Origin of the sequence: Nocardiopsis sp. NPDC049922 (assembly GCF_040660275.1) — a bacterium.
GTDB lineage: Bacteria > Actinomycetota > Actinomycetes > Streptosporangiales > Streptosporangiaceae > Nocardiopsis.
Genome location: NZ_JBFAME010000003.1, coordinates 248,825 through 272,136, shown reverse-complemented (window position 1 = coordinate 272,136; position 23,312 = coordinate 248,825). Strand labels below are relative to the sequence as shown.

Annotated in this window: 28 protein-coding genes; 11 read left to right on the top strand and 17 right to left on the bottom strand. The window is 71.9% G+C overall.

Annotated elements, in window-relative coordinates; all coding sequences use genetic code 11:
• The first annotated feature begins 128 nt into the window (after positions 1-128).
• Positions 129-761, top strand: a complete 633-nt coding sequence (locus AB0I72_RS07915) for a trimeric intracellular cation channel family protein (protein WP_358564240.1) — start codon at positions 129-131, stop codon at positions 759-761.
• Here the strand turns inward: AB0I72_RS07915 and AB0I72_RS07910 are convergent.
• Complete coding sequence (locus AB0I72_RS07910) at positions 758-1,696, bottom strand: LysR family transcriptional regulator (protein ID WP_358564238.1); 939 nt, start codon at positions 1,694-1,696, stop codon at positions 758-760. The genes AB0I72_RS07915 and AB0I72_RS07910 overlap by 4 nt on opposite strands.
• A 104-nt stretch (positions 1,697-1,800) precedes the next feature.
• Between AB0I72_RS07910 and AB0I72_RS07905 the strand changes: the two genes are divergently transcribed.
• The gene (locus AB0I72_RS07905; RefSeq protein ID WP_358564236.1) at positions 1,801-2,730 is read left to right on the top strand and encodes a threonine/serine dehydratase; all 930 of its coding nucleotides are present in this window, start codon (positions 1,801-1,803) and stop codon (positions 2,728-2,730) included.
• Between the two features lie 171 nt (positions 2,731-2,901).
• Complete coding sequence (locus tag AB0I72_RS07900) at positions 2,902-3,573, top strand: lysophospholipid acyltransferase family protein (protein ID WP_358564234.1); 672 nt, start codon at positions 2,902-2,904, stop codon at positions 3,571-3,573.
• Here AB0I72_RS07900 and AB0I72_RS07895 read toward each other — a convergent pair.
• Positions 3,557-4,087, bottom strand: a complete 531-nt coding sequence (locus AB0I72_RS07895; RefSeq protein ID WP_358564232.1) for a hypothetical protein — start codon at positions 4,085-4,087, stop codon at positions 3,557-3,559. The genes AB0I72_RS07900 and AB0I72_RS07895 overlap by 17 nt on opposite strands.
• 505 nt (positions 4,088-4,592) lie before the next feature.
• Between AB0I72_RS07895 and AB0I72_RS07890 the strand changes: the two genes are divergently transcribed.
• A complete protein-coding gene (locus AB0I72_RS07890; protein ID WP_358564230.1) occupies positions 4,593-4,994 on the top strand; it encodes a hypothetical protein in 402 nt (133 codons plus the stop codon).
• Positions 4,995-5,123: 129 nt separating this feature from the next.
• Here AB0I72_RS07890 and AB0I72_RS07885 read toward each other — a convergent pair whose 3' ends face one another.
• The 4 genes from AB0I72_RS07885 to AB0I72_RS07870 form a co-directional block, all read right to left on the bottom strand.
• Positions 5,124-5,348, bottom strand: a complete 225-nt coding sequence (locus tag AB0I72_RS07885) for a helix-turn-helix transcriptional regulator (RefSeq protein WP_358564228.1) — start codon at positions 5,346-5,348, stop codon at positions 5,124-5,126.
• 1 nt (position 5,349) lies between these two features.
• On the bottom strand, positions 5,350-5,766 hold the full coding sequence (locus AB0I72_RS07880; RefSeq protein WP_358564226.1) for a hypothetical protein: 417 nt from the start codon (positions 5,764-5,766) through the stop codon (positions 5,350-5,352).
• 97 nt (positions 5,767-5,863) lie between these two features.
• Entirely contained in the window at positions 5,864-6,613 is a 750-nt protein-coding gene (locus AB0I72_RS07875; RefSeq protein ID WP_358564224.1) for a DUF4386 domain-containing protein, read from the bottom strand.
• 258 nt (positions 6,614-6,871) lie between these two features.
• A complete protein-coding gene (locus tag AB0I72_RS07870) occupies positions 6,872-7,681 on the bottom strand; it encodes a hypothetical protein (RefSeq protein ID WP_358564222.1) in 810 nt (269 codons plus the stop codon).
• A 304-nt stretch (positions 7,682-7,985) separates the two neighbouring features.
• Here AB0I72_RS07870 and AB0I72_RS07865 point away from each other — a divergent pair, with 304 nt between their 5' ends.
• Together AB0I72_RS07865 and AB0I72_RS07860 are read left to right on the top strand one after the other, a co-directional pair.
• A complete protein-coding gene (locus tag AB0I72_RS07865; RefSeq protein WP_358564220.1) occupies positions 7,986-8,552 on the top strand; it encodes a DUF4291 domain-containing protein in 567 nt (188 codons plus the stop codon).
• 53 nt (positions 8,553-8,605) lie between these two features.
• Positions 8,606-9,103, top strand: a complete 498-nt coding sequence (locus AB0I72_RS07860) for a hypothetical protein (protein ID WP_358564218.1) — start codon at positions 8,606-8,608, stop codon at positions 9,101-9,103.
• A 112-nt stretch (positions 9,104-9,215) separates the two neighbouring features.
• On the opposite strand, the gene AB0I72_RS07855 is transcribed toward AB0I72_RS07860, so the two are convergent.
• Both AB0I72_RS07855 and AB0I72_RS07850 read right to left on the bottom strand, forming a co-directional pair.
• Positions 9,216-9,608, bottom strand: coding sequence for a hypothetical protein (locus AB0I72_RS07855; protein WP_358564216.1), 393 nt, complete (start codon positions 9,606-9,608; stop codon positions 9,216-9,218).
• Positions 9,609-9,710: 102 nt separating this feature from the next.
• Positions 9,711-10,271: an ATP-binding protein gene (locus tag AB0I72_RS07850; protein ID WP_358564214.1), complete on the bottom strand. Its 561-nt coding sequence runs from the start codon at positions 10,269-10,271 to the stop codon at positions 9,711-9,713.
• 224 nt (positions 10,272-10,495) lie between these two features.
• On the opposite strand from AB0I72_RS07850, the gene AB0I72_RS07845 reads away from it, so the two are divergent.
• Together AB0I72_RS07845 and AB0I72_RS07840 are read left to right on the top strand one after the other, a co-directional pair.
• Complete coding sequence (locus AB0I72_RS07845; RefSeq protein ID WP_358564212.1) at positions 10,496-11,359, top strand: helix-turn-helix transcriptional regulator; 864 nt, start codon at positions 10,496-10,498, stop codon at positions 11,357-11,359.
• Positions 11,356-11,598 carry a DUF397 domain-containing protein gene (locus AB0I72_RS07840; RefSeq protein WP_358564210.1) on the top strand — a complete coding sequence of 81 codons (243 nt, stop codon included), beginning with the start codon at positions 11,356-11,358 and terminating at the stop codon, positions 11,596-11,598. The genes AB0I72_RS07845 and AB0I72_RS07840 overlap by 4 nt, the downstream gene beginning before the upstream one ends.
• Before the next feature lie 250 nt (positions 11,599-11,848).
• Here AB0I72_RS07840 and AB0I72_RS07835 read toward each other — a convergent pair whose 3' ends face one another.
• Positions 11,849-12,484, bottom strand: a complete 636-nt coding sequence (locus AB0I72_RS07835; RefSeq protein WP_358564591.1) for a class I SAM-dependent methyltransferase — start codon at positions 12,482-12,484, stop codon at positions 11,849-11,851.
• 139 nt (positions 12,485-12,623) lie between these two features.
• On the opposite strand from AB0I72_RS07835, the gene AB0I72_RS07830 reads away from it, so the two are divergent.
• Positions 12,624-13,004: a hypothetical protein gene (locus tag AB0I72_RS07830; RefSeq protein ID WP_358564208.1), complete on the top strand. Its 381-nt coding sequence runs from the start codon at positions 12,624-12,626 to the stop codon at positions 13,002-13,004.
• 225 nt (positions 13,005-13,229) lie between these two features.
• Here AB0I72_RS07830 and AB0I72_RS07825 read toward each other — a convergent pair whose 3' ends face one another.
• The 5 genes from AB0I72_RS07825 to AB0I72_RS07805 all read right to left on the bottom strand — a co-directional run bounded on the left by AB0I72_RS07825 (position 13,230) and on the right by AB0I72_RS07805 (position 18,599).
• The gene (locus AB0I72_RS07825) at positions 13,230-14,720 is read right to left on the bottom strand and encodes an aminopeptidase P family protein (protein ID WP_358564207.1); all 1,491 of its coding nucleotides are present in this window, start codon (positions 14,718-14,720) and stop codon (positions 13,230-13,232) included.
• A 180-nt stretch (positions 14,721-14,900) separates the two neighbouring features.
• Complete coding sequence (locus AB0I72_RS07820; RefSeq protein WP_358564589.1) at positions 14,901-15,389, bottom strand: GNAT family N-acetyltransferase; 489 nt, start codon at positions 15,387-15,389, stop codon at positions 14,901-14,903.
• Positions 15,390-15,488: 99 nt separating this feature from the next.
• On the bottom strand, positions 15,489-16,412 hold the full coding sequence (locus tag AB0I72_RS07815) for an oxygenase MpaB family protein (protein WP_358564205.1): 924 nt from the start codon (positions 16,410-16,412) through the stop codon (positions 15,489-15,491).
• Between the two features lie 139 nt (positions 16,413-16,551).
• Positions 16,552-17,241, bottom strand: coding sequence for a response regulator transcription factor (locus tag AB0I72_RS07810; RefSeq protein WP_358564203.1), 690 nt, complete (start codon positions 17,239-17,241; stop codon positions 16,552-16,554).
• Positions 17,208-18,599, bottom strand: a complete 1,392-nt coding sequence (locus AB0I72_RS07805; protein WP_358564201.1) for a sensor domain-containing protein — start codon at positions 18,597-18,599, stop codon at positions 17,208-17,210. The genes AB0I72_RS07810 and AB0I72_RS07805 overlap by 34 nt, the downstream gene beginning before the upstream one ends.
• A 134-nt stretch (positions 18,600-18,733) precedes the next feature.
• Here AB0I72_RS07805 and purB point away from each other — a divergent pair, with 134 nt between their 5' ends.
• Positions 18,734-20,164, top strand: a complete 1,431-nt coding sequence (gene purB / locus AB0I72_RS07800; RefSeq protein WP_358564199.1) for an adenylosuccinate lyase — start codon at positions 18,734-18,736, stop codon at positions 20,162-20,164.
• 93 nt (positions 20,165-20,257) lie between these two features.
• Here the strand turns inward: purB and AB0I72_RS07795 are convergent, their stop codons facing one another.
• Entirely contained in the window at positions 20,258-21,472 is a 1,215-nt protein-coding gene (locus AB0I72_RS07795; RefSeq protein WP_358564197.1) for a S8 family serine peptidase, read from the bottom strand.
• Between the two features lie 207 nt (positions 21,473-21,679).
• On the opposite strand from AB0I72_RS07795, the gene AB0I72_RS07790 reads away from it, so the two are divergent.
• Positions 21,680-21,871: a hypothetical protein gene (locus AB0I72_RS07790; protein ID WP_358564195.1), complete on the top strand. Its 192-nt coding sequence runs from the start codon at positions 21,680-21,682 to the stop codon at positions 21,869-21,871.
• A gap of 67 nt (positions 21,872-21,938) precedes the next feature.
• On the opposite strand, the gene AB0I72_RS07785 is transcribed toward AB0I72_RS07790, so the two are convergent.
• Positions 21,939-22,925, bottom strand: coding sequence for a threonine/serine dehydratase (locus tag AB0I72_RS07785; protein WP_358564193.1), 987 nt, complete (start codon positions 22,923-22,925; stop codon positions 21,939-21,941).
• Positions 22,926-22,992: 67 nt separating this feature from the next.
• Positions 22,993-23,298: a hypothetical protein gene (locus tag AB0I72_RS07780; protein ID WP_358564191.1), complete on the bottom strand. Its 306-nt coding sequence runs from the start codon at positions 23,296-23,298 to the stop codon at positions 22,993-22,995.
• Positions 23,299-23,312: the final 14 nt, after the last annotated feature.

Sequence of the window (23,312 nt, the reverse complement as noted above, 5' to 3'; positions counted from 1 at the left end):
GGGGCACCCGGGCCGGGGCGACACGCGCCGAATCCGGGGTGCTCCCGCCGCCGGGGCGGGGCGGCATGGTGTACTGGCCGGTTGTCGCACCATCCGTCCCGGAGAGGAAGCCGTCCCGGCGCACCCGTATGTCCACCCAGACCATCCTCCTCGCCCTCGACCTGCTGGGCGTGTTCGCGTTCGCCCTGGACGGGGCCCTGACCGCCATCCGCTCGGCGCGGGTGGACATCGTCGGCGTCATGGCCCTGGGCGTGGTCACCGCCATCGGCGGGGGCATCATCCGCGACGTCCTGCTCGGGGTGACCCCGGCGACCTTCCAGGACTGGCGGTACCTGGTCACGGCGCTGCTGGGGGCCACGGTGGCGTTCTTCCTCAGCCGGTGGCTGCACCATCTGAACAAGCCGATCCTGCTCTTCGACGCGGCCGGGTTGAGCCTGTTCGCGGTGATCGGGGCGACCAAGGCGCTGGAGCTGGGGGTCGGTCCGCTCCAGGCGACGATCCTGGGGGCGCTGAGCGCGGTGGGCGGCGGCACCGTCCGCGACGTGCTCATCAACCGGGTGCCGACCGTGCTGAGCGCCGACTCGCGCCTGTACGCGATCCCGGCGATGCTCGGCGCGGGGTTCGTGGTGGTCGTGGACGTGTTCGGGTTCGGGGCGGGGTGGGTCGCGGTCGGCGGCGCGGCGACGTGCTTCACCGTCCGCGTCCTGGCGCTGCGCTACCGGTGGAACGCGCCGCGCCCGCCCGGCGCGCCGTCGCTCTAGGCGTCGCCGTCCTCGGCGGGGACCCCGCCCCGGTCGAGGACGCCCGCGGCGGTGCGGCGCAGGGTGGCCACCATCGCCGACACCGGTTCGGAGGGTCGACGGCGGTGCACGGTGAAGATGTCCCGGGCGAGGCGGGTCCCGCGGAGCGGGCGGCTGACCCAGTCTCCCCGCCGGGCGGCGCCGAGGATGCTGCGCGGGACGAGCGCCACCCCCACACCCGCCTCGATGAGCGCCAGCGCGACCTCGTAGTCGCGGGTCTCGTAGGCCACGGTGAGCCGGACCCCGGCGGCCGCGGCGGCGGTGTCCAGGCTGACCCGGTTGGGGATGCCCGGGGCGCCGCAGATCCACTCCTCGTCGGCGAGGTCGGCCAGGGTCGGGGACCGGCGCCCGACGACGGGGTGACCGGCCGGGGCGACGACCATGAGCGGATCCACCAGGACGCGTTCGCGGTGCAGCCCGCCGATCCGGGGCAGGGGCGCGCCCGGGTAGCGGTGGGTGACGAGCAGGTCCAGGTCGCCCGAGGTGACCAGGCCGTACCCGCCGGGCGGTTCGATGTCCGACAGCGACAGGCGCACGTGCGGGTGGGCGTGGCCGAAGGCGGCGAGCGTGTCGGGCAGCAGCACCTTGCCCGCGCTGGCGAAGGCGCCCAGGGACAGGCGGCGCGGGGGTTCGCCCGCGATGGCGCGGACGGCGGCCTCGGCGTCGCGCAGCTCGCCCATGACGCGTTCGCCGTGGTCGAGCAGGACCCGGCCGGCCTCGGTGAGCGTGGCGCCGGTGCGCCCCCGTTCCACGAGCGGGCAGCCGACCTCGCGTTCGAGTTTGGTGAGTTGTTGGGACAGGGCCGGAGGGGTGAACGAGAGCCGTTCGGCGGCGGCGGCGATCGATCCGGCGTGCGCGATCTCGACGAGGACGCGGAGCCGGTTGGCGTCGAGCACGGGTACTCCCTCCCCAGCGCAACAAAATCAGGTACAAAGTTCTGCTTAACAATCTTTAGCAGACCCAACTTTAAGTTAATGGTCAGTAGCGGCAGCATGGGGCCATGAGCCCGAGTACCGCGCGTGCCGCGCGCACGCCCACGGCCACCGACGTCCGTGCCGCAGCCGAACGCATCGCTCCCTACGCCCGCCGCACCCCGGTCATGCGTACCGAGGTCGACGGGCGTCCGCTCACCCTGAAGCTCGAGTACCTCCAGCGCACCGGAGCGTTCAAGCTGCGCGGCGCCCTCAACGCCCTGCTCGGCGGGGAGCCCGCCGACCGGGTCATCACCGCCTCCGGAGGCAACCACGGCCTCGGCGTGGCCACCGCGGCCTCGCTCCTGGGCATCCGGGCCACCGTGTACGTACCCGAGACGATCCCCGAGGCCAAGGCCGCGCCGCTGGCCGCGACCGGCGCGGAGATCGTGCGGGTGGGCGAGCAGTACGCCGACGCCGCCGACGCCGCTCGGACCCGGGCCGAGACCGAGGGGGTGCGCTACCTGCACGCCTACGACGACCCGCTGGTCGTCGCCGGGCAGGGCACGATCGGGTTGGAGATCGCCGCCGACGCCCCCGAGTGCGACACCGTCGCCGTGGCGGTGGGCGGCGGCGGCCTGGTCGCGGGGGTGCGGCTGGGCGCGGGCGGGCGGCGCGTGGTCGCCGTGGAACCCGAGGGCTGCCAGAGCCTGCACGCCGCACTGGCCGCCGGGCGCCCCGTCGCGGGCCCCGTGGACTCGATCGCGGCCTCGGCGCTGGGCGCGGCGATCCTGGGCCGGGTGCCGTTCGAGGTGCTGAGCGCCCACCCGGTCACGCCCGCGCTGGTCAGCGACGAGGAGATCACCCGGGCTCAGGACCGGCTGTGGGAGGAGTTCCGGATCGCGACCGAACCGGCCGCCGCGGTGCCGTTCGCCGCGTGGCTGGCCGGGCGCGTGCCGGGTGAGAACCCGTGCCTGGTGGTGTGCGGGGCCAACGCGGACTGGCGGCGCGTGAGCTGAGCCCACGGGTGTCCACGCCTGGTGTGTGGCGTTTTCGCACGTCATGGAGGTACTGGTGAGCGATCACCCACGTCCGCGACGTGATGTCGTTCACGTGCCCCGCGCCATGGTTACCCACGGGTCGCCCTTACATTGGGGTCCACATCCGACCACCTTCGTGAGGGAGAACACGTGCTCTATGGCGCGTTGCGGCAGACCGCGGCGGTCCTCGCCCGGACCCTGTGCCGACCGACCATCGAGGGCCGGGAGAACGTTCCCTCGACGGGGGCGGTCCTGCTCGCCAGCAACCACCTGTCCTTCGTCGACAGCGTGGTGATCCCGCTGGCGGTCCGGACGCGGCGGGTCCGGTTCCTGGCCAAGAGCGACTACTTCGAGGGCACGGGGGTCAGGGGGCGGGCGACCAAGGCGCTGTTCGATTCGCTGGGGGCGATGCCCGTACGGCGGGGCAACGCCCGCGACGCGATGCTCTCCCTGGAGACGATGCTCGACCGGCTGCGCGAGGGCGAGGCGTGCGTGGTCTACCCCGAGGGGACGCGGTCGCGCGACGGGCGGCTCTACCGGGGCCGGACGGGCGTGGCGCACCTGGCGCTGGAGTCCAAGGCGCCGGTGGTGCCGGTGGCGGTGACCGGGACCCAGCACGTGCAGCCGATCGGCGCGCCGGTCCCCCGGCCGCACCCGTTCACGGTGCGCTTCGGCACGCCCATGGACTTCTCCACCGGATACGACCACCTCTCCCCCGCCAGGGCCCGCCGGGAGATCACCGACCGGATCATGGACGCCATCCACGGTCTGTCCGGCCAGGAGCGCGCCGCCGGATACAACACGCTCACGAGCGAGGAGTGACCTCGCGCTGCTCCGGCACCCGGACGCGGGGTTCCTCGACCGTGCGGTCGAGCCGGGCGAGCAGATGCCTGGCGGGCCGGACCAGACCCAGGGCGACGACCACGATCAGGAGCTGGGCGAAGGCCGCGAAGTACACGGTGTGCTCCTGGAGTTCGGCGCGGTCGTTCGCCCAGATGTCCATGCCGGCCATCCCGGTCATGACCACCATCCACCCCAGGATCGCGGCGACGAGGAACCTGGGGTCCCGTCGTGCCACCGCCACCAGGGCGACCAGGCCCAGCAGTAGTTCGATCGACTTCATCCCCCACAGGGTGGCGGGAACCCACTCGGGTCCCAGGCCCACGGTGGCGTCCAGGTAGCCGCCGATCTGGTCGGTCCGGTCCTTCCAGCCCAGGGGCAGTTCGGCGAAGTTGAGCACCCCGAAGAGCACCATGAAGGCGCCGATCAGCGCGAATGCCCAGTGCCAGGTGAGGTGACGGTCCGCGCCGCCGGACAGGATTCGTGTCAACCGCATTCTTCTTCCTTTCCGGAATCACACGCCGGGAGACATGACGGGGGACACGTCGCCTCCCGTGCTCCCGAATTCAGGATGCGCGGGACTCCCGGCAAAGGAAGGGTGGGAACGAAAACAGACAGACAGGAACGGTTTTGGACGGCGTGGAACAGCCGCACTCACCGCGCGTCGCCGAGGATGCACGGACCGCTCGCGGAAGTCGCGTTTCTTGTTCCGCCGAGGAGTGTTCGCCGGACGCCTCATCAGCACCAGTGTTCACACACTTTTCTCCAACACCAGAAGCAGGGCGGACTTCATCGACATGTCCGAATCTGGCCATGCGGTTCGAATAAAGGATCCATTCCTCCCGCCCGAGCATCACACGTCGTGAAAGCGAGCACGAGAAGAGAAAACCGGAAGGACACCCACCACGAGACCCTGGGAAGTCCATCGCACCGACGCACACATCCCCTGATCCGCTCCCCGCCCGGATCGCGTTACCGAACTGCCAACGGGAGTCACGACCATGAATCGTCATTCCGTCCCCTCGCCCCCGCCCGACCCCGGCACCGTGCGGACCCCGGAGGAGTTCGTCACGGCCCTGGCCGAGCTGCGTCTGTGGGCGGGCGCCCCCTCCCTTCGGCGGCTGCGACAGCTCGCCGGTACGACGGTCACGCCCGGAGGCGCCCGGGTCGCCGCGCTGCCGCCGAGCACCACCTCCTACGTCCTGTCCGGACGCGGACTCCCCCGCCTGCCACGGATGGAGTTCACCCGGGCCCTGGTCAGAGCGTGCCTGATCGCGGGCGACCACCCGGCCGAACGGATCCCCGACGAGGTCCAGCTCTGGTTCGCCGCGTGGCGACACGTCGCCTTCAGCTCCGTGGAGGCGCGCCACCCCCGCACCGCCGCGCCCGACCTCGCCAGCTGACCCGGGCGCGGGGTCACGGCCGTGCCCGTGGCCCCGGGCCCGCGCACACCGGACGGAACGGCGCGGGCCAGGGGCAACGGTGTTCTCGGCGCCGCGGAAAGCCTCCGCACGGCGGGAACCGGCGGACGCTCAGGGCGCGTCGTCGGGGTACTGGAAGACGTCGTCCAGACCCACCCCGAAGGCCCGCGCGATCAGGAAGGCCATCTCCAGTGAGGGCGAGTACCGGCCCCGCTCGATGGCGATGATGGTCTGCCGGGTGGCTCCGACCGCGTCGGCGAGCTGGGCCTGGGTCATCTCGCCGTGCTCGAACCGCAGGGTGCGGATGCGGTTGGTGACCCGTGTCGGCTTGACCAACTCAGAACCCCCGCCGGTAGGCGACCAGGCCGACGACCGCGCCCGTGACCGCCTGGAGGACGAAGCCGAGGTAGAGGAGGTTCGCGATCCAGAAGTGCGCGACCTCGAGCATCGCCAGCCCCATGGCGGCCAGGGCCGCGGCGATCAGGAACCCCCAGGAGCGGAGTACTCCCAGCTGGGCGATCTCCCGGTCCCGGGGGTCGATTCGATGGGTCTCGCTCGGCCTGACGATCTCGATCAGGACCCGCAGGACGACCGCGACGGCGACGCAGGCGGCGATGGACCACAGCAGCGGGAACTGGTAGGGGGTCTCGGTGATGGGGTCGACGGCCCTGCTCAGGACCGTTGCCACGTACGCGAGGTAGACCGCGACCGAGGCCACCAGGAAGGCCCAGGTGCCCTTCTCCTCGTAGGACACGTCCGCTCCACCTCTTTCGACACCGATCGCGCCGGGACACGGGCGACGATGACCGGAGCGGACGACGCGGTGGGTCGGCGTCGTCCGCTCCGGCACGTCAGCCATCGACGCCCGTCCGTGTGTGGTCGGCGTCCTTCGGCGTGGCCTTGCGGCTCACTCCCAGGGTCAGGAGGTAGCCGATCATCCAGAACTCGCCGACCGTGGCCGGGAGGGTGAGGATCTCCTTGGCCACGGCCGCATCGGGTACAACGTAGCCGAGGAAGGCGCTGACCACGTAACCCATCCCGCTCACCATCAGGATCACCCCGAGCGGTCGCGGCATCCACCGCGACCGGTACGCGAGCCAGCCCATCGGGATGAGCCACAGGCCGAAGAACAGCGCCGCCACGTCCCACATGAATCCGCTCGCGAAGTACAGGAGCTGAACGGTGGCGGCGGTGTCGTCCGTGGCCGAGAGCGGCGAGTCGAGCGCGACGTGGGCGGCGGTGGCCAGGAACCCGGCGCTGACGAGGATCATGATGGCGTTGACCAGGCCGAAGGCCGCCACGGCACCGGCCGCGAAGCCGTCGACCGGGCGGAAGAGCTTGAAGAACAGCAGGGCGGCCAGTGCCTGGGTCAGGACGATCCCGAGCTCCAGCGCGACGACGCCCCACGCGAGGGGCTCCTGTGCCGTGAGGTTGGCCAGCGTGGCGGCGGCGTCGTCGGCGACGAACAGGCGGGGGCGGGCCGCCAGGAAGCCGAGTACGCCGGTGATCGCCAGGCCCAGGTACGCCAGGCCGGTCAGCCGGGCGGTTCCGACGGTGGAACCCATCCCCTGACGCGTTGCGATGTAAAGCATCTTTGACATGACAGAGAATGTAAAGAAGACCCGACCTCATGTCAAGAAAGTTAGACATGACTGCGAGGCGGCGTGCGGCCCCACGCCGTCCTGGCCTGGGGTTTCGTCAGGAGAGAGGCTGAGCGGTGCTGGCCTTCGGACGGGTCAGAGCACGGGCGGTGCGCCCGCCTTCGAGGAGGAGAGGAGTCGCTGATCGCCGGTGTTCGCCCGACCCCCGTCCGTCGACGCGCCCCGACCAGCCGTGCCCGGCCGCCCGGAGACGGCCGGTCAGCACCAGATGACCGGGTTCCCGGTCTCGACGGAGGCTTCGCACACCGCGGTCAGCGGCTGCACGATGTGGGCGAACTCCTGCGGCGTGCGGCGTACCGTGTCCACCCGCAGCCGCCTCGGGTACCCGGCGGTGTCCGAGCGCCGTGCGGCGCCCAGGGGGGCGATCTCCGCCAGGGTGACCTCCGCCGCGCGGTCGAGCGCGGTGAACCTGACGGATCGGTCGGCGAGCGCCTCCTGGGTGAAGCGCCGGGAGCGGAACAGCTCGGTCGGGGGATCGGCACCGCCGTCCCACAGGAAGAATCCTCCGGGGTCGATCCCCGCCCGGTAGGCGCGGGCGTAGATGAACACGCCCCTGTACGCGGCGACATGGGTGGTGACGGTCTGTCCGGTGTCCTCGTCGAGCAGGATCGTCTTCGTGCCCAGGTCGGCGAGGCCGTCGAAGCGGCACAGCTCCTCCAGAGCCAGCCGGGCCTCCTCCGGCTCCAGGGTGCCGCCGTTGGCGTCGGGCAGTCGGGCGCACAGGACCGGGAAGCGGATCTGTCCGCCGCCGGCGTCCAAGGCGTGCTGGAACAGGCGGTACCCGCTCCAGTTGGCGATGTGTTCCGATGCCCGCTCCATGTCCGGGTGGGGGCAGGCGCCCTCGGCCACCCAGCGGTCGAAGCGCGCGTGGCTCTCCTCGCTGCCCTCCCACGGCAGGGTGAGGCAGAGGTCCCCCTCAACTTCGGTGACGAACTCCCGGGCGACCGGGAGCGGGTTGGTCAGTCCGTCCTGCCAGCACCGGCAGCGGACGAAGGCGTCCAGTCCCATGCGGGTCCCCTCGTGCGGTCGGCGTTCGTCCGGGCACGAGCATCGCACACCAGGGTCCGCGTGTCTGGAGCAGCCGACGTGACTGCTTCGATCGCGCCGATCATCGGCGCCAGCGGAGGGGCGGCCTCGTGCGGGGAGCCGCCAGCTGGGTCACGAACCGGCCCGTCCAGTCGTCGAATGACGGTAACCCGTTGGCTGCTCCGTGTCAGGGGAACTGGCCAGGACCGGTCACCGATCCGATACACAGCCACGGTGCGAGAAAACGGCTCGCGGGGCTCATGGGACGGATGGCAGAGTGCCGCGCATGACACCCCAATATCAGATTCGTGCCGACTACGACGCTCGCACGATCGTGGTCTACCAGGCGTACGCACCCGCCATCGCCGACGCGGCACTGCGGGCAGGCCGCTTCGTCGCGCCGTTCTCATTCCACAGGATGACGTGGATCAAGCCGTCGTTCATGTGGCTGATGCACCGCAGCAACTGGGCCCGCAAACCCGGTCAGGAGCGCGTTCTCGCGGTGCGGATCACGCGCGAGGGCTGGGAGGAGGCCCTGTCCCAGGCCGTGCTCACGACCGCGGACCCAGCGGCGGTCGCCGAGGCGGCAGTGCATGTCCAGTGGGACCCGGAGCGCTCGCCGCGCGGGGCGGCGCTCAACCACTACAGCATCCAGGTCGGCATCAGCCGCCATCTGATTCGCGCGTTCACCGACGACTGGATGGTGAGTCTCACCGACCTCACCCCGCAGGTCCGCAAGGCCGCTTCCCTGATACAGACCGGGCATGCCGCACGAGCCCGGCGACTCCTCCCCACCGAGCGCGCCTACCCACTGCCTCGGGCACTGGAAAACCGCCTTTCCTCAGGTGGGTGACCGTCGACTGCCGCAGGGCCGGGCTACTGACTATTGAGAGTAGGTCTGATGGCATGACTGCATCCGGTGGCAGCCTCGATCCCGTGGCGTGCAGGCTGGATGGCGAATGGATTCCGGTTGCTGGCGCAACGATCGCGACGATGAATTTCGATCAGGAGCGCCTTGGCGGTTCACACGTGTTGGAGGTCGAGCTGGCGCTGGCAACCGCGATCGAGATCATGCAAGAGGGCTGGCAGGAGCTGCTCGAGGACGCGTACTCGTATCCCGACCTCCAAGGTGACCACCCGGTCGAGTTTGCCGTCAGTAGTGCCATCCAGCATGGCCGCTCCCTTTCAGCGGTTCTCGATGACCCGGAGCCAGGACCAGCGGTGTTGGAGTTCTTCGGCCATGAGCTCCTCCTGAGAACCCTTGGTGACGGAGTTCCGGATCAACCGCCCTACGCCATAGGTACACGGATGATGGCGGTCCGCCGCTTCGGCGACATCATCGCCATCACCGCTGCGGCGGTGATTTCCGGAGCCGGAACCGCCGCTCCTCAGTCTTTCGCGTGAGGAATTCGATCAAAGTACGAGGCGAGTCGCTGGAGGATCTCGTCGGCATCCTTGGTCCAAATGGGCCTCCAGCCACCTGCGGACTGCCGGTGCCATGCGGGTGCCGTGGTTGTCACGGATCAGGTGGACGGCGAACTGGGACCTCAGGTGCGTCGCACCAGCGGTGTTCTGGAGTCGGGGCCAGGAGGCGGGTCAGGGTTCCGGCGTCGGGCACCTCGGCCAGGCCGGTGGAGGAAGCCACCCAGTACGAACCCGTCTGTTCGCCGTACCAGACGGTCAGGTCCGGGTACCGCGACTGGACGGTGGCGGCGAGTACGTGCTCAGCAGCGAATTCGGCGCGGTGGCCGCCCAGACGGGGTGAGCGCTCGGCACGGCGTCGACGGCAGGACGGGTGCGAGCACGCCGGGCACACGGGGCCGATCAGCGGGGTGCGCCGGGGCAGTGGCGGTCGGGAGCGGTGGAGCGGGTCGCTGGACGGGCGCGGGGAGGGGATACGATGCGTCATCGAATCCTTCCTTTGACTCTTTGCTACGGGTTGGGGTTGATTCGCCGGGCTCAGAAGGGCGTTGCCGCGCCCTTCTGAGCCCTTCTGGCTTTCTCGGGCGGTTCAGAGCCTGGGCCAGGCGCTGTCTGCGAGGTCGTAGGCGAGGAAGCACCACACCTGGCGGTGGCCGGGCAGGCCGTTGTCGCCCCAGCGGGTGGACAGGGCGTCGATCATCGCCAGGCCGCGCCCGGCGTCGGCGGAGGGGTCCAGGCCGCCGGGGTCCGGGGCGAGGTACTCGCGGTCGCGGTGGCCGACGACGCGGTCGGTGGGCCTGCCCTCGTCCCGGCAGGTGAGGGTGATGCCGTCACGGTGGCGTTCGGCCAGCAGCGAGTAGGAGCCGCCGGGCAGGCCGGAGCGGGTGTGCGCGAGGGCGTTGGCGGCCATTTCCGAGCCGAGCAGGGTGAACAGGTGGCGGTACTCGTCGTCGCGGTGCGCGGAGAGGGTGCCCAGGTAGGCGCGGACCAGCGGCAGGTAGAGCGGCGAGGGGCCGAAGTCGTAGCGACGGACGCGGTAGTGGGCGTCGTCGGGGCTGCCGGTGAAGTAGTGCCGCTGGTAGGGGTGGACGAGCTCCATGAGCGGGACGGTCACCTCGGGCAGGGCGGGCGGAGGCGCGAGAGAGTGCATGGCGAACAGGCTCCTTGGCGTGTGGGAGTGGGCGACGGTTCACGCGGGCCCGTTGGAGATTTCCCGGTTGTCAGGACGTGGAGAACGGGCCCGCAGTAGCGTGACCAGCATGAGCACTGAGTGAGACACCGGTCACTGTCCACGCATCTACAGTAAGACTACTTCGTAGAGTTTCTCAACCGCTCAAAACTACAAAGTAGCGATTTATTCGTTAGGCTCCACCTATGAGCACTCCCCACAGCCCGACACTCAGGCTTCGCCGTCTCGCGACGATGCTGCGACAGGCCCGCGAGAACGCTGGATACACGACCTCCCAGGTCGCCACGAAGTACAAGTGGAGCCCGGGCAAGGTCAGTAAGATGGAGACCACCGAGACAAAACGCATCAATTCGGGTGATCTCGACAAGCTGATGGACCTGTACGAGATCACGGACCCCGACACGCGACAGGTCATGCAGGCGCTGGCGAAGGACGCCCGGCAGCGTGGATGGTGGTCCAGGTACAAGGACGTCTTCAAGGATCACGCTCTGCCCGACCTCGAGGCAGAGGCGTCCCTGATCCGAACGTTCCAGAGTCAGATGATCCCAGGTCTACTTCAAACGCCTGAGTACATGGAAGCTCTCCTCAAAGGCGGTCGCTACGCCGACCCTGAGAGCATTCGACGCAAGGTGGAAGCACGAACGGCCCGAAGGAACGTCCTGACCCGCAGCAACCCGGCCAGGTTCCGCGCCGTCATCGACGAAGCCGCCCTCCGGCGCGTCATCGGCAGCACCTCTGTCCTCAAGGGGCAGCTTGCGCACCTGCTCTACATGGCCCAGCTACCGAACATCGACGTCCAGGTCCTACCGTTCAGTGTGGGTTCGCACGCCGCCCTCTGTGCCCCGTTCACGATCCTGGACTTCCCTGAACCGCTGGATCTCCCCATCGTGTATATAGACACCGCCTCAAACGGGATGTTCCTAGAAGAACGGGACGAGGTCGAAGCCCATAGTGATACCTTCGGCGATGTTCAGGGATCTGCCCTGAGCACAACACGATCCGCCGTGCTGATCACCGACACGCTCAAGTCCCTAGAAGGCACACCATGAATACCGACCTTGAGTTTCGCAAGAGTAGCTACAGCGGACACGCCCAGGACTGCGTCGAGGTAGCCCACATCCCCACGAACTTCCGCAAGAGCAGCTACAGCGGCCACGGTCAGAACTGCGTGGAGGTCGGCTCCCTCCCCTGCGGTGCGGCCGTCCGGGACTCCAAGCACCCGGCCAACGGCCACCTCCCCTTCCCCGCCGCCGAGTGGGACGCCTTCCTCGCCACCGCCAAACTCTGACCCCGTGCGCCCCGCCGATCACGGCGGGGCCTCTCCACTCCCCGCGCGGCTCTGACCCCGCTGGGGTTGGATGTGACACGCCAGCCGACACAGGGGCGACTTGACGGGCGCAGCGCATGCGCCGACAGTTCATCGACTCTCCCGAGGACGGGGTGCCCGAGGCCCTGGCGGGCACGAGCTGACGTGTGCCGGGGGCCGGGACGCGCGACGGCGCCTCCCGGCCCCGACGGTCGACCGCCCGGCCCACGGGTCAGGACCGGGCCGCCTCACCGCGCACGTGGAAGGAGTGCGGCGTGCGGGCATTGGGGAAGAGGAAGTTCTCCAGCACGGTCACGGTGAACCCGGCCCGCTCGATCGCGGTGAGGGTGTCGCGGGCGCAGTGGCAGCCGCCGAGCAGGCGCGGGCCGAGGGTCGCGTCGATCCACCGCTGGGTCCGGCACATCCAGACGGTGTCGGCGCGCACGTGTTCGAGGAAGCGCAACCGGCCGCCGGGGACCAGGACGCGGTGGATCTCCGCGAGGGCGGCGCCCTGGTCGGCGACCGAGCACAGGACGAGCGCCACCACGGCGGCGTCGAACCGGGCCGCCTCGAACGGGAGGCGCTCAGCACGGCCGTCGACGACGCTGACCGGTACGGGCGCGGCCGCGATCCGCCCCTGGGCGGTGCGACGCAGGTGGGGTTCGGGCTCCACGGCGGTGAGCTGGTCGACGGTGCGAGGGTAGTGGGGGAAGTTGGGCCCGTGGCCCGCACCGACCTCCAGGACCTGACCGTGGAGTCCGGCCACCAGCACCCGGCGGTGTCCGACCAGTCCGGCGTCGTCCATCGCCCCCGCCACCCAGGTGTAGAAGCGGGCGAAGAACGGATGCCGAAACCGGTCGTCCCTCATGTTCCTCACCAGAACACAGGATGCTCGGAAAAACCACCGGTCAGTGCGTTCTGTCGCGAACCCGCAACCGCAGGAGTCAACCCCCGGCGGGTCCTGAGCGTCCCTCCACCGAGCCGTGCCACCAACCCAGGGAGCACCCGTGCCCGTCCCACCGCCCACACCCGTGTGGAAGCCCGTGGTCGCCAACCTGTTCCTGGGCGTGTTCGCCCTGATCCCCCTGTTCTTCGTGTTCTGGCTGGTGACCTACCTGTTGCCGATGGACTGCCGGAGCGTCGAGGAGATGGGCGCCCCCGGCATCGAGAACTGCAACTACACCACGCTCGACCACTACCCCGTCGTGCTGACGGGGCTCGTCGTCTTCGGCGGCCTCCTCATCCTCCTGACGTTGCTCGTCGACGTCGCCATCCCGCTGTGGAGGAAACGGAGTCCAGGTCCGTGGCTGGCCTGGACCCCGCTGATCGCCGTCCCCTACCTGGTGTTCCACCTGCTCACCGGAGGCTGGGGCGGGCCCGGACTCTGACGCGTGCGCCGGGTGCGCCGCCTGGGCCGGGCCCGACCTTCACACCTCCCGAGGTGCTGGCGAAGACCGCCCCCCGGGGGGCGCCGCCGCGTCGAAGAGCCGCCCCGGAACGGGTCAGTCGAGCTCGACGGCCGTCCCGCCCGGTGGGGCGAGGCGTACCGTGTCCCGACGACGACGGGCCGCCTCCCCCGCGGGGAGACGGCCCGGACACACGGGTGTGCGCGGCTAGCGCGGCATGCGCTCGGCCAGCCACGCCTCGACGTCGGCGGAGGTGCGCGGCAGCCCCGCCGACATGACGCGGCACCCGTCCTCGGTGACCAGGACGTCGTCCTCGATCCGCACGCCGATGCCCCGGTACTCCTCCGGCACGGTGAGGTCGTCGGGCTGGAAGTACAGGCCCGGCTCGACGGTGAGCACCATGCCCGGCTTCAGCTCGCCGTACAGGTGGACCTCCTGGCGGGAGATCGCGCAGTCGTGCACGTCCAGGCCGAGCATGTGGCCGGTCCCGTGCAGGGTGTACCGCCGCTGGAGGCCCTGCTCCAGGACGCGGTCGACCGGACCCTCCAGCAGGCCCCACTCGATCAGGCCCTCGGCCAGCACGCGCTGGGCAGCGTGGTGGAAGTCGGTGAACGGGCGCCCCGGAGCCACGGCGGCGATACCGGCCTCCTGGGCGGCGTACACCAGGTCGTACACCGTGCGCTGGAGGTCGGTGAAGGCGCCCGACACCGGCATGGTGCGGGTGACGTCGGCCGTGTACAGCGTGGTGGTCTCCACACCCGCGTCCAGCAGCAGCAGGTCGCCGTCGCGGACGGGGCCGTCGTTGCGGGTCCAGTGCAGGGTGGTGGCGTTGGCCCCGGAGGCGGCGATGGTGCCGTAGCCGACGTCGTTGCCCTCCACCCGGGCCCGCAGGAAGAACGTGCCCTCGACGAAGCGCTCGGAGGTGTCCTTGGCCTGCGGCAGCGCCGTGACGACGTCGTTGAAGCCGCGCACGGTGGCGTCCACGGCCAGCTGGAGCTGGGCGATCTCCCACTCGTCCTTGACCAGGCGGTGGTCGGCCAGGGTGACGCCCAGCTCCTCGTCGAGCTCGGCGGACTTGGCGCGGGCCTCGTCGTCGGCGTCGGCGCGCAGCTCGTCCACGATCGCGTCCAGCTCGACGTCGTGGCCGCGCACGATGCGGGTGGTCACGGTGTCGGCGCGCAGGGCGTCGGGCAGGGTGCGCACGTCGGCGGTGGCCACGCCCAGCAGGTCGGCGGCCTCGCCCAGGCTGTTGCGGCGGCCGGTCCACAGCTCGCCGTACCCGCCGAGCCAGAACTCGCCGTTGTCGCGGTTGGAGCGCGGCTTGAGGTAGAGCACCGCGTCGTGGCCGCCGTCGGCGCGCGGGGTCAGCACCAGGCAGCCGCCGTCGGAGGTGTCGCCGGTCAGATAGGCGTAGTCGGTGGCGGCGCGGAAGGGGTACTCGGTGTCGTTGGACCGGGTCAGCAGCTGTCCGGCGGGGACGACGAGCCGGTCGCCGGGGAAGGCGGCGCCGATCGCGGCGCGACGGCGGGCGGTGTGCTCGGCCTGGGCGACGGGCTCCAGGTCGCGGCGCTCCGTGTCGGCCCACCCCGTGCGCATCCACGCGGCGAGTTCGTCGGAGACCGACTGAGCCTGGCCGTTCTTGCGTGGGGTGAACACGAAGCCGTCCTGCTCGGCTCCGGGGCGCTGCTGGTCGCTCACGTCGTGGCTCTCCTCGTCGGTCGCGGGATCCTCGGCCGCTTGTGGCGGCCCGTGTGACCCATCGTACGGTGGCGCCGCCCGCCTGACCGCTCCGCGGACATAGCGACCCCCATAACGCACGGCCGCCCACCGGGCCGACCGCCCGACGAGGGCGCGCCGGAGGGCTCGGTCGTGCGAGGGTCAGACGCTCAGGTCCCGCGCGAAGCCGATGGCCTCCACGTAGGGCCACTCCGCCACCTCGTGCCGCTCCAGGCGCCGGTAGCCGAGCCGGTCGTAGAGGGCGATCGCCTCGGGCTGGGAGGGGCCGGTGAACAGCCGCACCCGGGTGTAGTCCAGATCGCGCGCGGCCCCTTCCAGCGCGGCCATGACGCGACGCGCCAGACCCCTGCGGCGGTGCCGGTGCGAGGTCCAGATCCGCTTGAACTCGGCGGTGTCCGGCATGGCCGCGCGGCCCTCCTCGTAGGGGCGCAGCGCTCCCCCCGCCACGACCTCGCCGTCGAGCTCGGCCAGCACCACGCGCCCGTGCGGCGCCGCGAACTCCGTGACCGGGTAGCGCGCCAGCTCGTCGGCGGCACCGCGTGCGCCGTAGCGCTCGGTGTACTCCTCCAGGAGTCCGGCGAGCAGTCCGTCCATCCGGGGATCGTCGTGGTGGACCCGCGTGATCCGGATCGTCCCGTCCGGTGCGGCGTCCGTCGTCGCGGCTCCCGACTCGACACCCGTGCCGTGGGCGTGCCTCACCGTCGTCCTCCTCGTGTGCGTGGACGCCGGTCAGGACGGGGTACGGGGCTCCGGGACCGGCGGGGTCGTGAAGAGCGTACGCGCCCGCAGGGCCCGGAAGCCGTTCTCGACCCGGTACCCGGCGGCCAGGAGCCGTTCGCGGGCGGCGTCGGCGCTGCGCACGGTCGCCTCGTCGAAGACGAGGTTGTAGTAGCGCTCGGGGACGCGGTTCAGCCCCGAGCGCAGGGCGCGCAGCGCGGTGGTGGCCGCCGCGCCCGCCCCGGGCGCCTCGGGCAGGACTCCGTAGGCGCGCCGGGCCCACGCGGGCAGCGTGGCGTAGGCGAGGGCGCCCACGGGGAACCACAGCGGTCTGAGCGGGGCCAGCCAGGACAGGTGGTCCGGGACGCTGGGCCAGAGCAGGAACCGCACCGCCTGGCGCGCCTCGGGGGTGACCCGCAGCTCGGGCCGGACCGAAGCGAGGTAGCGGCGCATCTGGGCCACGTCGCGGGGAACGTCGTCGGGGTCCAGGCCGACGTAGACCGCCGCGCGCGCCCGTTCGTCGACGTAGCGGTCCATCTCCCGCTCGGTCAGGGGCAGTCCGGCCCGGTGGGTCGTCTCCAGGTAGGACGAGACCTCGGCGCAGTGCACCCACACGAGCAGGTCGTGCTCGTCGACGCGGTGGCCGCGGCCGGTGGCGGGGTCGGTGAAGCCCAGGGCGCGGTGCACCCGGCGGATGCGCGTGCCCAGCGCCTCGGCCTCGTCGGGGCTGCCGTAGGTGGTGACCGCCACGAAGTGCGCCGTGCGCAGCAGCCGCCCGGTGGGGTCGGACCGAAAGTCCGAACGCTGCCACACCCCCTGCATCGCCACGGGGTGCAGCGCCTGGAGCATGAGCGCGCGCACGCCCGCCACCCACATCGAGCGGTCCAGGTGGATCTTCCAGGTGACGCTCTCCGGGGCGGCGACGGTCGGCTGCATCCGGCTCTCCTCACAGGGTTCGCACCGCGGACTCCGCCTCCACGATACGGCGGGGTCGGTCCGCCTTCCGGGCGGGTGCCCGAAGTGCCCGACCCGGCTGGTCACCCCCGGATCGGACCCGGCCCCGGGGGGGCGGCCCTCAGTCGCCGCGCCCCCTGAGGTAGGCCAGGACCGCGCGGACGCGGCGGTGCGCCCCCTCGTCCGGGGGCAGGTCGAGCTTGGCGAGGATGTTGCCGACGTGCTTGCCGACCGCCGCGTCGCTCACGGTCAGCTGGCGGGCGATCGCGCCGTTGGAGTGGCCCTCGGCCATCAGGCCCAGCACCTCCCGTTCCCGCGGCGTGAGCCGCCGCAACGGGTCGGCGCCGCGGCGGAGCAGCTGGCGGACCACCTCGGGGTCCACGACGGTGCCCCCGTCCACGACCTGACGCAGCACCGAGGCGAACTCCCGCACGTCGCCGACCCTCTGCTTGAGGAGGTAGCCCACCCCCCGCCCGTTGCCGGAGTCCAACAGGTCGGAGGCGTAGCTCAGCTCGACGTACTGGCTCAGTGCGACGACGGCCAGCCCGGGGTCGCTCCGGCGCAGGCGCACGGCGGCGCGCAACCCCTCGTCGGTGAGGTCCGGCGGCATGCGGATGTCGGTGACCACGAGTCCGGGGCGGTGCTCGGCGACCGCGTCGACCAGCGCGTCCCCGTCGCCCACCGCGGCGACGACCGGGAACCCGAACCGTTCCAGGACCCCCGTCAGCCCCTCCCGGAGCAGCACGCCGTCCTCGGCCAGGACGGTCGGCACGGGGGTCACAGCCCCGGCGTCGGCGGGATCGGGCCGCACGGCAGCTCCACTCTGATACGCGTCGGTCCCCCGTCGGGGCTGGACAGGTCCATTGTGCCGCCCATGACCGCGACCCGGTCCCGCAGGCCGGTGAGGCCGCTGCCCCCGGCCGGGTCGGCGCCGCCGGCGCCGTCGTCGGCGACCTCGACGACGAGCGTGTCCGGCTCCGGGTCGTCATCGGGCGCCGTGCGCGCGTGGACGGTGACGGCGGTGGCCTCGGCGTGCTTGTGGACGTTGGTGAGCGCCTCGGCGACGACGAAGTAGGCGGTGCCCTCCACGTGCGGGGGCAGGCGGCCGGGGATCTCGGTGTCCACGCGGGTCGGGACGCGGGCGTGGTCGGCGAGTTCGGCCAGCGCCGCGGGCAGTCCGCGGTCGGTGAGCACCCGGGGGTGGATGCCGCGCACGAGTCCGCGCAGCTCGTCGATGAGGTCGTTGGCCTTGGCCTGGGCGGCGGCGACCCGCCGGTCGGCCTCGGAGGACTCCTCCAGGTCGAGCCGGGCCAGGCCGAGGTCCACGGACAGGGCGACGAGCCGCTGCTGGGCGCCGTCGTGCAGGTCGCGCTCGATGCGTCGGCGTTCGTACTCGAAGGCGTTGACCAGGCGGGCCCGGGACTCGGTGACCTCGGTGAGCTCGGCGCGCAACTCCTCCCGGGGCGGCCCGACCAGCAGGGCCCGGGCGATGACCGCGTGCCCCTGGGCGAGCATGCCGGAGGTGTAGAGCAGCATGACCAGGAGCACCGGGCTGACGATGGCGAGGGGAATCGCCTGCTCCGGCGTGGTGACGGTGTAGGCGCCCAGGGAGATCGCCGTGTCGGGTTCCGCGTACAGCAGGAACGGGGAGAGCGCCATCACCGCGCCCGTGCTGGCCAGAGCGCCCAGGACCAGCAGTACGAGTCCGCTCACCGGCAGCAGCAGGTACATGTAGGCGACCTCGCGCCAGGTCGCGCCCTCCGTGTACCGCGTGCGGACCCACCCCCACAGGCCCGGCGGCGGCGAACGGTGGCCGCTGTTGACCGGCCCGGCGGAGACCATCCGGAGGCGTCGACGCTCCAGCGAGCCCACGGGGAGGGCGACCCACGGGGAGAAGGCCGCGATCGTCACCAGCCCCACGATGAACCCGGCGATGACGGGCTCACCGATCCGCGTGGTGTCCCAGGGGCGGCTGGCCATCGTGCCCAGGGCCATCGCCCAGGGCAGGTACAGGGGCAGCGCCACCACGGCCGCGGCGGTGCCGACGACCACGGTGGTCACCGAGTGGAGCAGGGCCCGCCAGGGCCACACGGTGAGGAGGAAGCGCGGGCGGGCCATGGCCTGGGTGAGGGACCCCGGCCGCCGCGACGCGGTGTCGAGCGTTGTCATGCCCCCAACGGTAGGAGCCGGACACCGGGGCCGGAATCGGTCCCGCCACCGTCTGCGCGGTGGGGCCAGCCCTACCTCCCGTGCCCGTGGTCCCGGCGCGGCCGTCCCAGCTCAGGACGGTAGGGTGGGACGACGTGAGCGCGAAACCTCTGATCCCCGATGTCCTGGCTGCCCGGTACGCGTCCGCGGAGCTGGCCCAGCTGTGGTCCCCCGAGTACAAGGTGGTCGCCGAACGGCGGCTGTGGCTGGCGGTCCTGCGCGCGCAGGCGCGCCTGGGCGTCGACGTGCCCGACGGCGTCGTGGCCGACTACGAGAAGGTCCTCGACCAGGTCGACCTGGCCTCCATCGCCGAACGCGAGCGGGTCACCCGGCACGACGTCAAGGCCCGGATCGAGGAGTTCAACGCCCTGGCGGGCCACGAACACGTCCACAAGGGCATGACCTCGCGCGATCTGACCGAGAACGTCGAGCAGCTCCAGATCCGCGACAGCCTGCTGCTGGTGCGCGACCGCGTGGTGGCGCTGCTGGCGCGGCTGGGCGACCTGTCGGCCCGGTACGGCGACACCGTGATGGCGGGCCGGTCGCACAACGTCGCCGCCCAGGCCACCACGCTCGGCAAGCGGTTCGCGTCGATCGCCGACGAGGTGCTGGTCGCCCACGGCCGGTTGGAGGAGCTGATCGCCCGCTACCCGCTGCGCGGGATCAAGGGCCCGGTCGGCACCGCCCAGGACATGCTGGACCTGCTCGGCGGTGACCGCGCGGCTCTGGTGTCGCTGGAGGACGAGGTCGCCGCCCACCTGGGCTTCGAGCACCGCCTGACCAGCGTCGGCCAGGTCTACCCGCGCTCGCTGGACTTCGAGGTGCTGACCACGCTGGTGCAGCTGGCGGCGGGGCCGTCGTCGCTGGCCAAGACCGTGCGGCTGATGGCCGGGCACGAGCTGGTCACCGAGGGGTTCGCGGAGGGCCAGGTCGGCTCCTCGGCGATGCCGCACAAGATGAACACGCGTTCGTGCGAGCGGGTGAACGGGCTGGCCGTGATCCTGCGCGGGTACGCCTCCATGGCCGGTGAGCTGGCGGGCGACCAGTGGAACGAGGGCGACGTGTCGTGCTCGGTCGTGCGCCGCGTGGCGCTGCCGGACGCGTTCTTCGCCTTCGACGGGCTGGTCGAGACCATGCTGACCGTGCTCGACGAGTTCGGCGCCTTCCCCGCCGTGATCTCCGCCGAGCTGGACCGCTACCTGCCGTTCCTGGCCACGACCAAGATGCTGATGGCGGCCGTGCGCGCGGGCGTGGGCCGCGAGACCGCGCACGAGCTGATCAAGGAGCACGCGGTCGCCTCCGCCCTGGCGATGCGCCAGGAGGGCTCGGGCAACCGCCTGCTGGACCGGCTGGGCGAGGACGAGCGGTTCCCGCTGAACCGGGCGGAGCTGGACGCGCTGCTCGGCAGCCGGATCACGTTCACCGGCGCGGCGGCCGACCAGGTGGCGGCGGTGGTGGAACGCGTCATCGAGATCACCGAGGAGCACCCCGAGGCGGCCGCCTACAGCCCCGGCGCCATCCTCTAGCGCGGGCGAGACGCGCGTCCGGGCAGGGCGTTCCCGCGAGGTCCGGAGGGTTGAGGTGTCGCCCTCCGGGCCCCGTCGCGTCCGCGGACCGGGTTACGGGGCCCGGACGATGCCCACCCCGCGGTCGGCGGCGGCCACCGCGGGGTCGATCGCGCCGGTGTCGGCGTGGGCGAGCAGGCGCGAGGTGACCGTCGTGGCCGCGTGCGGGGAGGAGTCGGCCAGCACGCGCTCCCACCACAGGGCGGCCACCCCGGCCACGTGCGGGCACGCCATGCTGGTGCCGTTGAACGCGACCAGCCCGCCGCCCGAGCGGGCCGAGAGCACGCCCACACCCGGCGCGCTGATCTGCGGGAACGTGTTGGAGAACGGGGCGATGGTCAGCCCTGAGGCCCCCTCGCCGAGGGCGCCGACCGACACCACGCCCTCGGCGGCGGCCGGGAGGGAGACCGCGATCTCGTAGTCGGGGTGCACGCCGCGGCGGCTCTCGTTGCCCGCGGCCGCCACGACCACGGTGCCCGAGCCGAACGCCGCGCGCGCCCGGAGCAGGTCGAGCAGTGAGTCGAAGATCCGCAGGTTGGCGCGGTAGGACTCCAGGGCGGAGGAGGTGGCCAGGTCGGCGGGCCACCCCTGGTCGATGAGGCTGGAGACCAGGCCGGGGAAGTCGTAGCCGAGCGACATGGACACCACGTGCGCGCCCTGGTCGACGGCCCACTGGATGCCCTTGAGCAGCATGTCGGAGTCGCCCCGGCCCCGGTCGTCGAGGACCTTGCCGACGAGGCCGCGTTCGACCCCGCGGGCCACGCCGATCCGGGTGCCGTCGACGTCGCGCCCGAAGACGGTGCCCGCCACGTGGGTGCCGTGGCCCTGCCGGTCGCCGTCCCCGGAGCCGGTGAAGTCCTTCTGCACCAGGTCGACGCCGGTGAACGCCGGGTGGTCGGCGTCGATGCCCGTGTCCAGGACCGCCACGGTCACCCCCGCGCCGGTGGCCGAGGAGGTGTCGGCGCCCACGGCGGCCACACCCCAGGTGCGGGTGTCGTCGACGGTGGTGGCGGTATCGGAGGTGTCGGAGTCGAGGGGCGCGGGTTCGATGAGAAGGGTGGGCATGACGGGGGCGACCGCACGCACCCGTGGATCCCGCACGACGTCCTCGAGGTCGTTCTTGTCCATCTCCAGGACCTCGACGACGGGCTCACCGGCCGTTTCGAGGGTGGCGGCGCGGGCGGCGGGGCTCCTGAATCCGCTGAGGTCGAAGGGGCCGGTGGTGACGGGGGTCCCGGTGTCGCGCAGGACGGTGCACTTCTGCCGCATGGAGTCTCCTGTGGGTCGGACGTGGTGACCCCGCGTCCGTCGTGGGCCACCACCCTGGTAGTACACCCGTGACCCATGGTGACGCCAGTGCCTTTCGGGGCACAGATCCCTCCCATCCGTATGAGCCAGTTCACTGTCGCTAACAGTGGGCGCGGAAGTTAACGGGTATTACGCTTCTGGTGTCAGCACCCGACCCCCGGAGTCCCCATGACCGACCCCGCGTCCTTCGCCACCGCCCTGTGGACCCTGCTGATCGGCGCCGCGTTCGTCCTGGCCCTCGGTCTGGCCATCATCGCCGACATGGCCCTGCGCCGTCGCGAGGACCGCGCCGCGGCGGCCCGCCGCGCCACCGAGAGCGCCGAGATCGCGGGCCAGAACGGACACCCGGCCACCCGCTGACCTCGGCCGACGACCGTGCGGACGCACGACGGCGTGGGCGCCCGCGCCGTGCGCGGGTCCCCGGACGTCACTCCACGGACGCCGCCGAACCCCGCTCGGGGCGCACCAGGCGGGCGAACAGGTCCGGATCCACGTTGCCGCCCGAGACCACCGCGACCGTCGCCCCGGGCCGTCCCGGTTCGGTGGCCACCCGGCCCGCCATGACCGCGGCGGCGGCCAGGGCGCCGCTCGGTTCGGCCACCAGGCGGGCGCCGTGCGCCAGGGCGGCCACGGCGCGGGCGATCTCGTCCTCGCTGACCGTCACCACCTCGACCAGCCGCGCCGACAGGTGGGCGAAGGTCAGGTCCGACAGGCACACCCGCACCCCGTCGGCCATGGTCCGCCCGGTGCGTTCGGCCGGCCAGGCCACCCGACGCCCGACGCGCAGGCTCTCGGCGGCGTCGGCGGCCAGTTCGGGTTCCACGCCCACCACCCGGACCGGGCGCGGCCGCACGGTCATCGCGGCGGTGGCCACCCCGGAGGCGAGCCCTCCTCCGCCCACCGGGACCACGATCGTGGTCACCTCGGGCGACTGCTCCAGGATCTCCAGACCCACCGTGCCCTGACCCGCGATCACCCGGGGGTCGTCGAACGGCGGGACGAGGGTGCGCCCCTCCCCCGCCGCCACCTCCCGCGCGACGGCCAACCGCCGCTCCGGGGGCACCAGGACCACGCGCGCGCCGCACGCGCGTATGCGGTCGACCTTCACCTTCGGCGCGTCCTCGGGGACGACGACCGTGCACGCCACCCCCTGCTCCCGCGCCGCGTGGGCCAGCGCCAGGCCGTGGTTGCCCGACGAGTGCGTGACCACGCCAGCCGCGCGCTGGTGGGGGTCGAGCAGCGCGACGGCGTTGGTGGCGCCGCGCAGTTTGAACGCTCCGGTGGGTTGCAGGCTCTCGGGTTTGACCAGGAAGGGCGGCCCCCCGGCGGGGCCGACCGTCAGGGGCGTGCGCACGACGCGGCCCTCCAGCCGGGTGGCGGCGGCGTGGACGTCGTCGGCGGTGACCAGTTCCATGCCGCCGGTATGCCCCGCACCGATGCGGCCACACCGGCCCGATCCCGGTCCGCGGCCGGACGTCACGTCACATCACGACGACGTACTTCTCCCAGGGGAAGACGACGTCGTCGTCGTTGGCCTCCACCACACGCCCGTCGGCCGAGTGGCACGAGCCCTTCATCACCTTGATACGGGTGTTGGTCGAGTTGACCACGCCCGCCGTCTCCGCGGGGACGCGCAGGCAGCCGCTGGGGTTCGCGCGGTGCACGGAGGCTCCGTCCAGTTTGACGAAGACGATCTCGCCCCTGGCCGCGGCGGCGGGCGGGGCGGCGCTCAGTGCGAGCACGGCGGCGGTGGCGAGGACTCCGACGGTGGAGAGCGGTCTGCGCATGATTGACTCCTTTG

Excerpts from the sequence above, each read along its gene's own strand:
- AB0I72_RS07915 (WP_358564240.1), top strand. The coding sequence starts at position 129 with ATGTCCACCCAGACCATCCTCCTCGCCCTCGACCTGCTGGGCGTGTTC.
- AB0I72_RS07815 (WP_358564205.1), bottom strand. The coding sequence starts at position 16,412 with ATGCAGCCGACCGTCGCCGCCCCGGAGAGCGTCACCTGGAAGATCCAC.
- AB0I72_RS07870 (WP_358564222.1), bottom strand. The coding sequence starts at position 7,681 with ATGGGACTGGACGCCTTCGTCCGCTGCCGGTGCTGGCAGGACGGACTG.
- AB0I72_RS07790 (WP_358564195.1), top strand. The coding sequence starts at position 21,680 with ATGACCGACCCCGCGTCCTTCGCCACCGCCCTGTGGACCCTGCTGATC.
- AB0I72_RS07860 (WP_358564218.1), top strand. The coding sequence starts at position 8,606 with ATGACTGCATCCGGTGGCAGCCTCGATCCCGTGGCGTGCAGGCTGGAT.
- AB0I72_RS07780 (WP_358564191.1), bottom strand. The coding sequence starts at position 23,298 with ATGCGCAGACCGCTCTCCACCGTCGGAGTCCTCGCCACCGCCGCCGTG.
- AB0I72_RS07845 (WP_358564212.1), top strand. The coding sequence starts at position 10,496 with ATGAGCACTCCCCACAGCCCGACACTCAGGCTTCGCCGTCTCGCGACG.
- AB0I72_RS07865 (WP_358564220.1), top strand. The coding sequence starts at position 7,986 with ATGACACCCCAATATCAGATTCGTGCCGACTACGACGCTCGCACGATC.
- AB0I72_RS07850 (WP_358564214.1), bottom strand. The coding sequence starts at position 10,271 with ATGCACTCTCTCGCGCCTCCGCCCGCCCTGCCCGAGGTGACCGTCCCG.
- AB0I72_RS07785 (WP_358564193.1), bottom strand. The coding sequence starts at position 22,925 with ATGGAACTGGTCACCGCCGACGACGTCCACGCCGCCGCCACCCGGCTG.
- AB0I72_RS07855 (WP_358564216.1), bottom strand. The coding sequence starts at position 9,608 with ATGACGCATCGTATCCCCTCCCCGCGCCCGTCCAGCGACCCGCTCCAC.
- AB0I72_RS07875 (WP_358564224.1), bottom strand. The coding sequence starts at position 6,613 with ATGTCAAAGATGCTTTACATCGCAACGCGTCAGGGGATGGGTTCCACC.
- AB0I72_RS07840 (WP_358564210.1), top strand. The coding sequence starts at position 11,356 with ATGAATACCGACCTTGAGTTTCGCAAGAGTAGCTACAGCGGACACGCC.
- AB0I72_RS07890 (WP_358564230.1), top strand. The coding sequence starts at position 4,593 with ATGAATCGTCATTCCGTCCCCTCGCCCCCGCCCGACCCCGGCACCGTG.
- AB0I72_RS07905 (WP_358564236.1), top strand. The coding sequence starts at position 1,801 with ATGAGCCCGAGTACCGCGCGTGCCGCGCGCACGCCCACGGCCACCGAC.
- AB0I72_RS07835 (WP_358564591.1), bottom strand. The coding sequence starts at position 12,484 with ATGAGGGACGACCGGTTTCGGCATCCGTTCTTCGCCCGCTTCTACACC.
- AB0I72_RS07795 (WP_358564197.1), bottom strand. The coding sequence starts at position 21,472 with ATGCGGCAGAAGTGCACCGTCCTGCGCGACACCGGGACCCCCGTCACC.
- AB0I72_RS07895 (WP_358564232.1), bottom strand. The coding sequence starts at position 4,087 with ATGCGGTTGACACGAATCCTGTCCGGCGGCGCGGACCGTCACCTCACC.
- AB0I72_RS07805 (WP_358564201.1), bottom strand. The coding sequence starts at position 18,599 with ATGACAACGCTCGACACCGCGTCGCGGCGGCCGGGGTCCCTCACCCAG.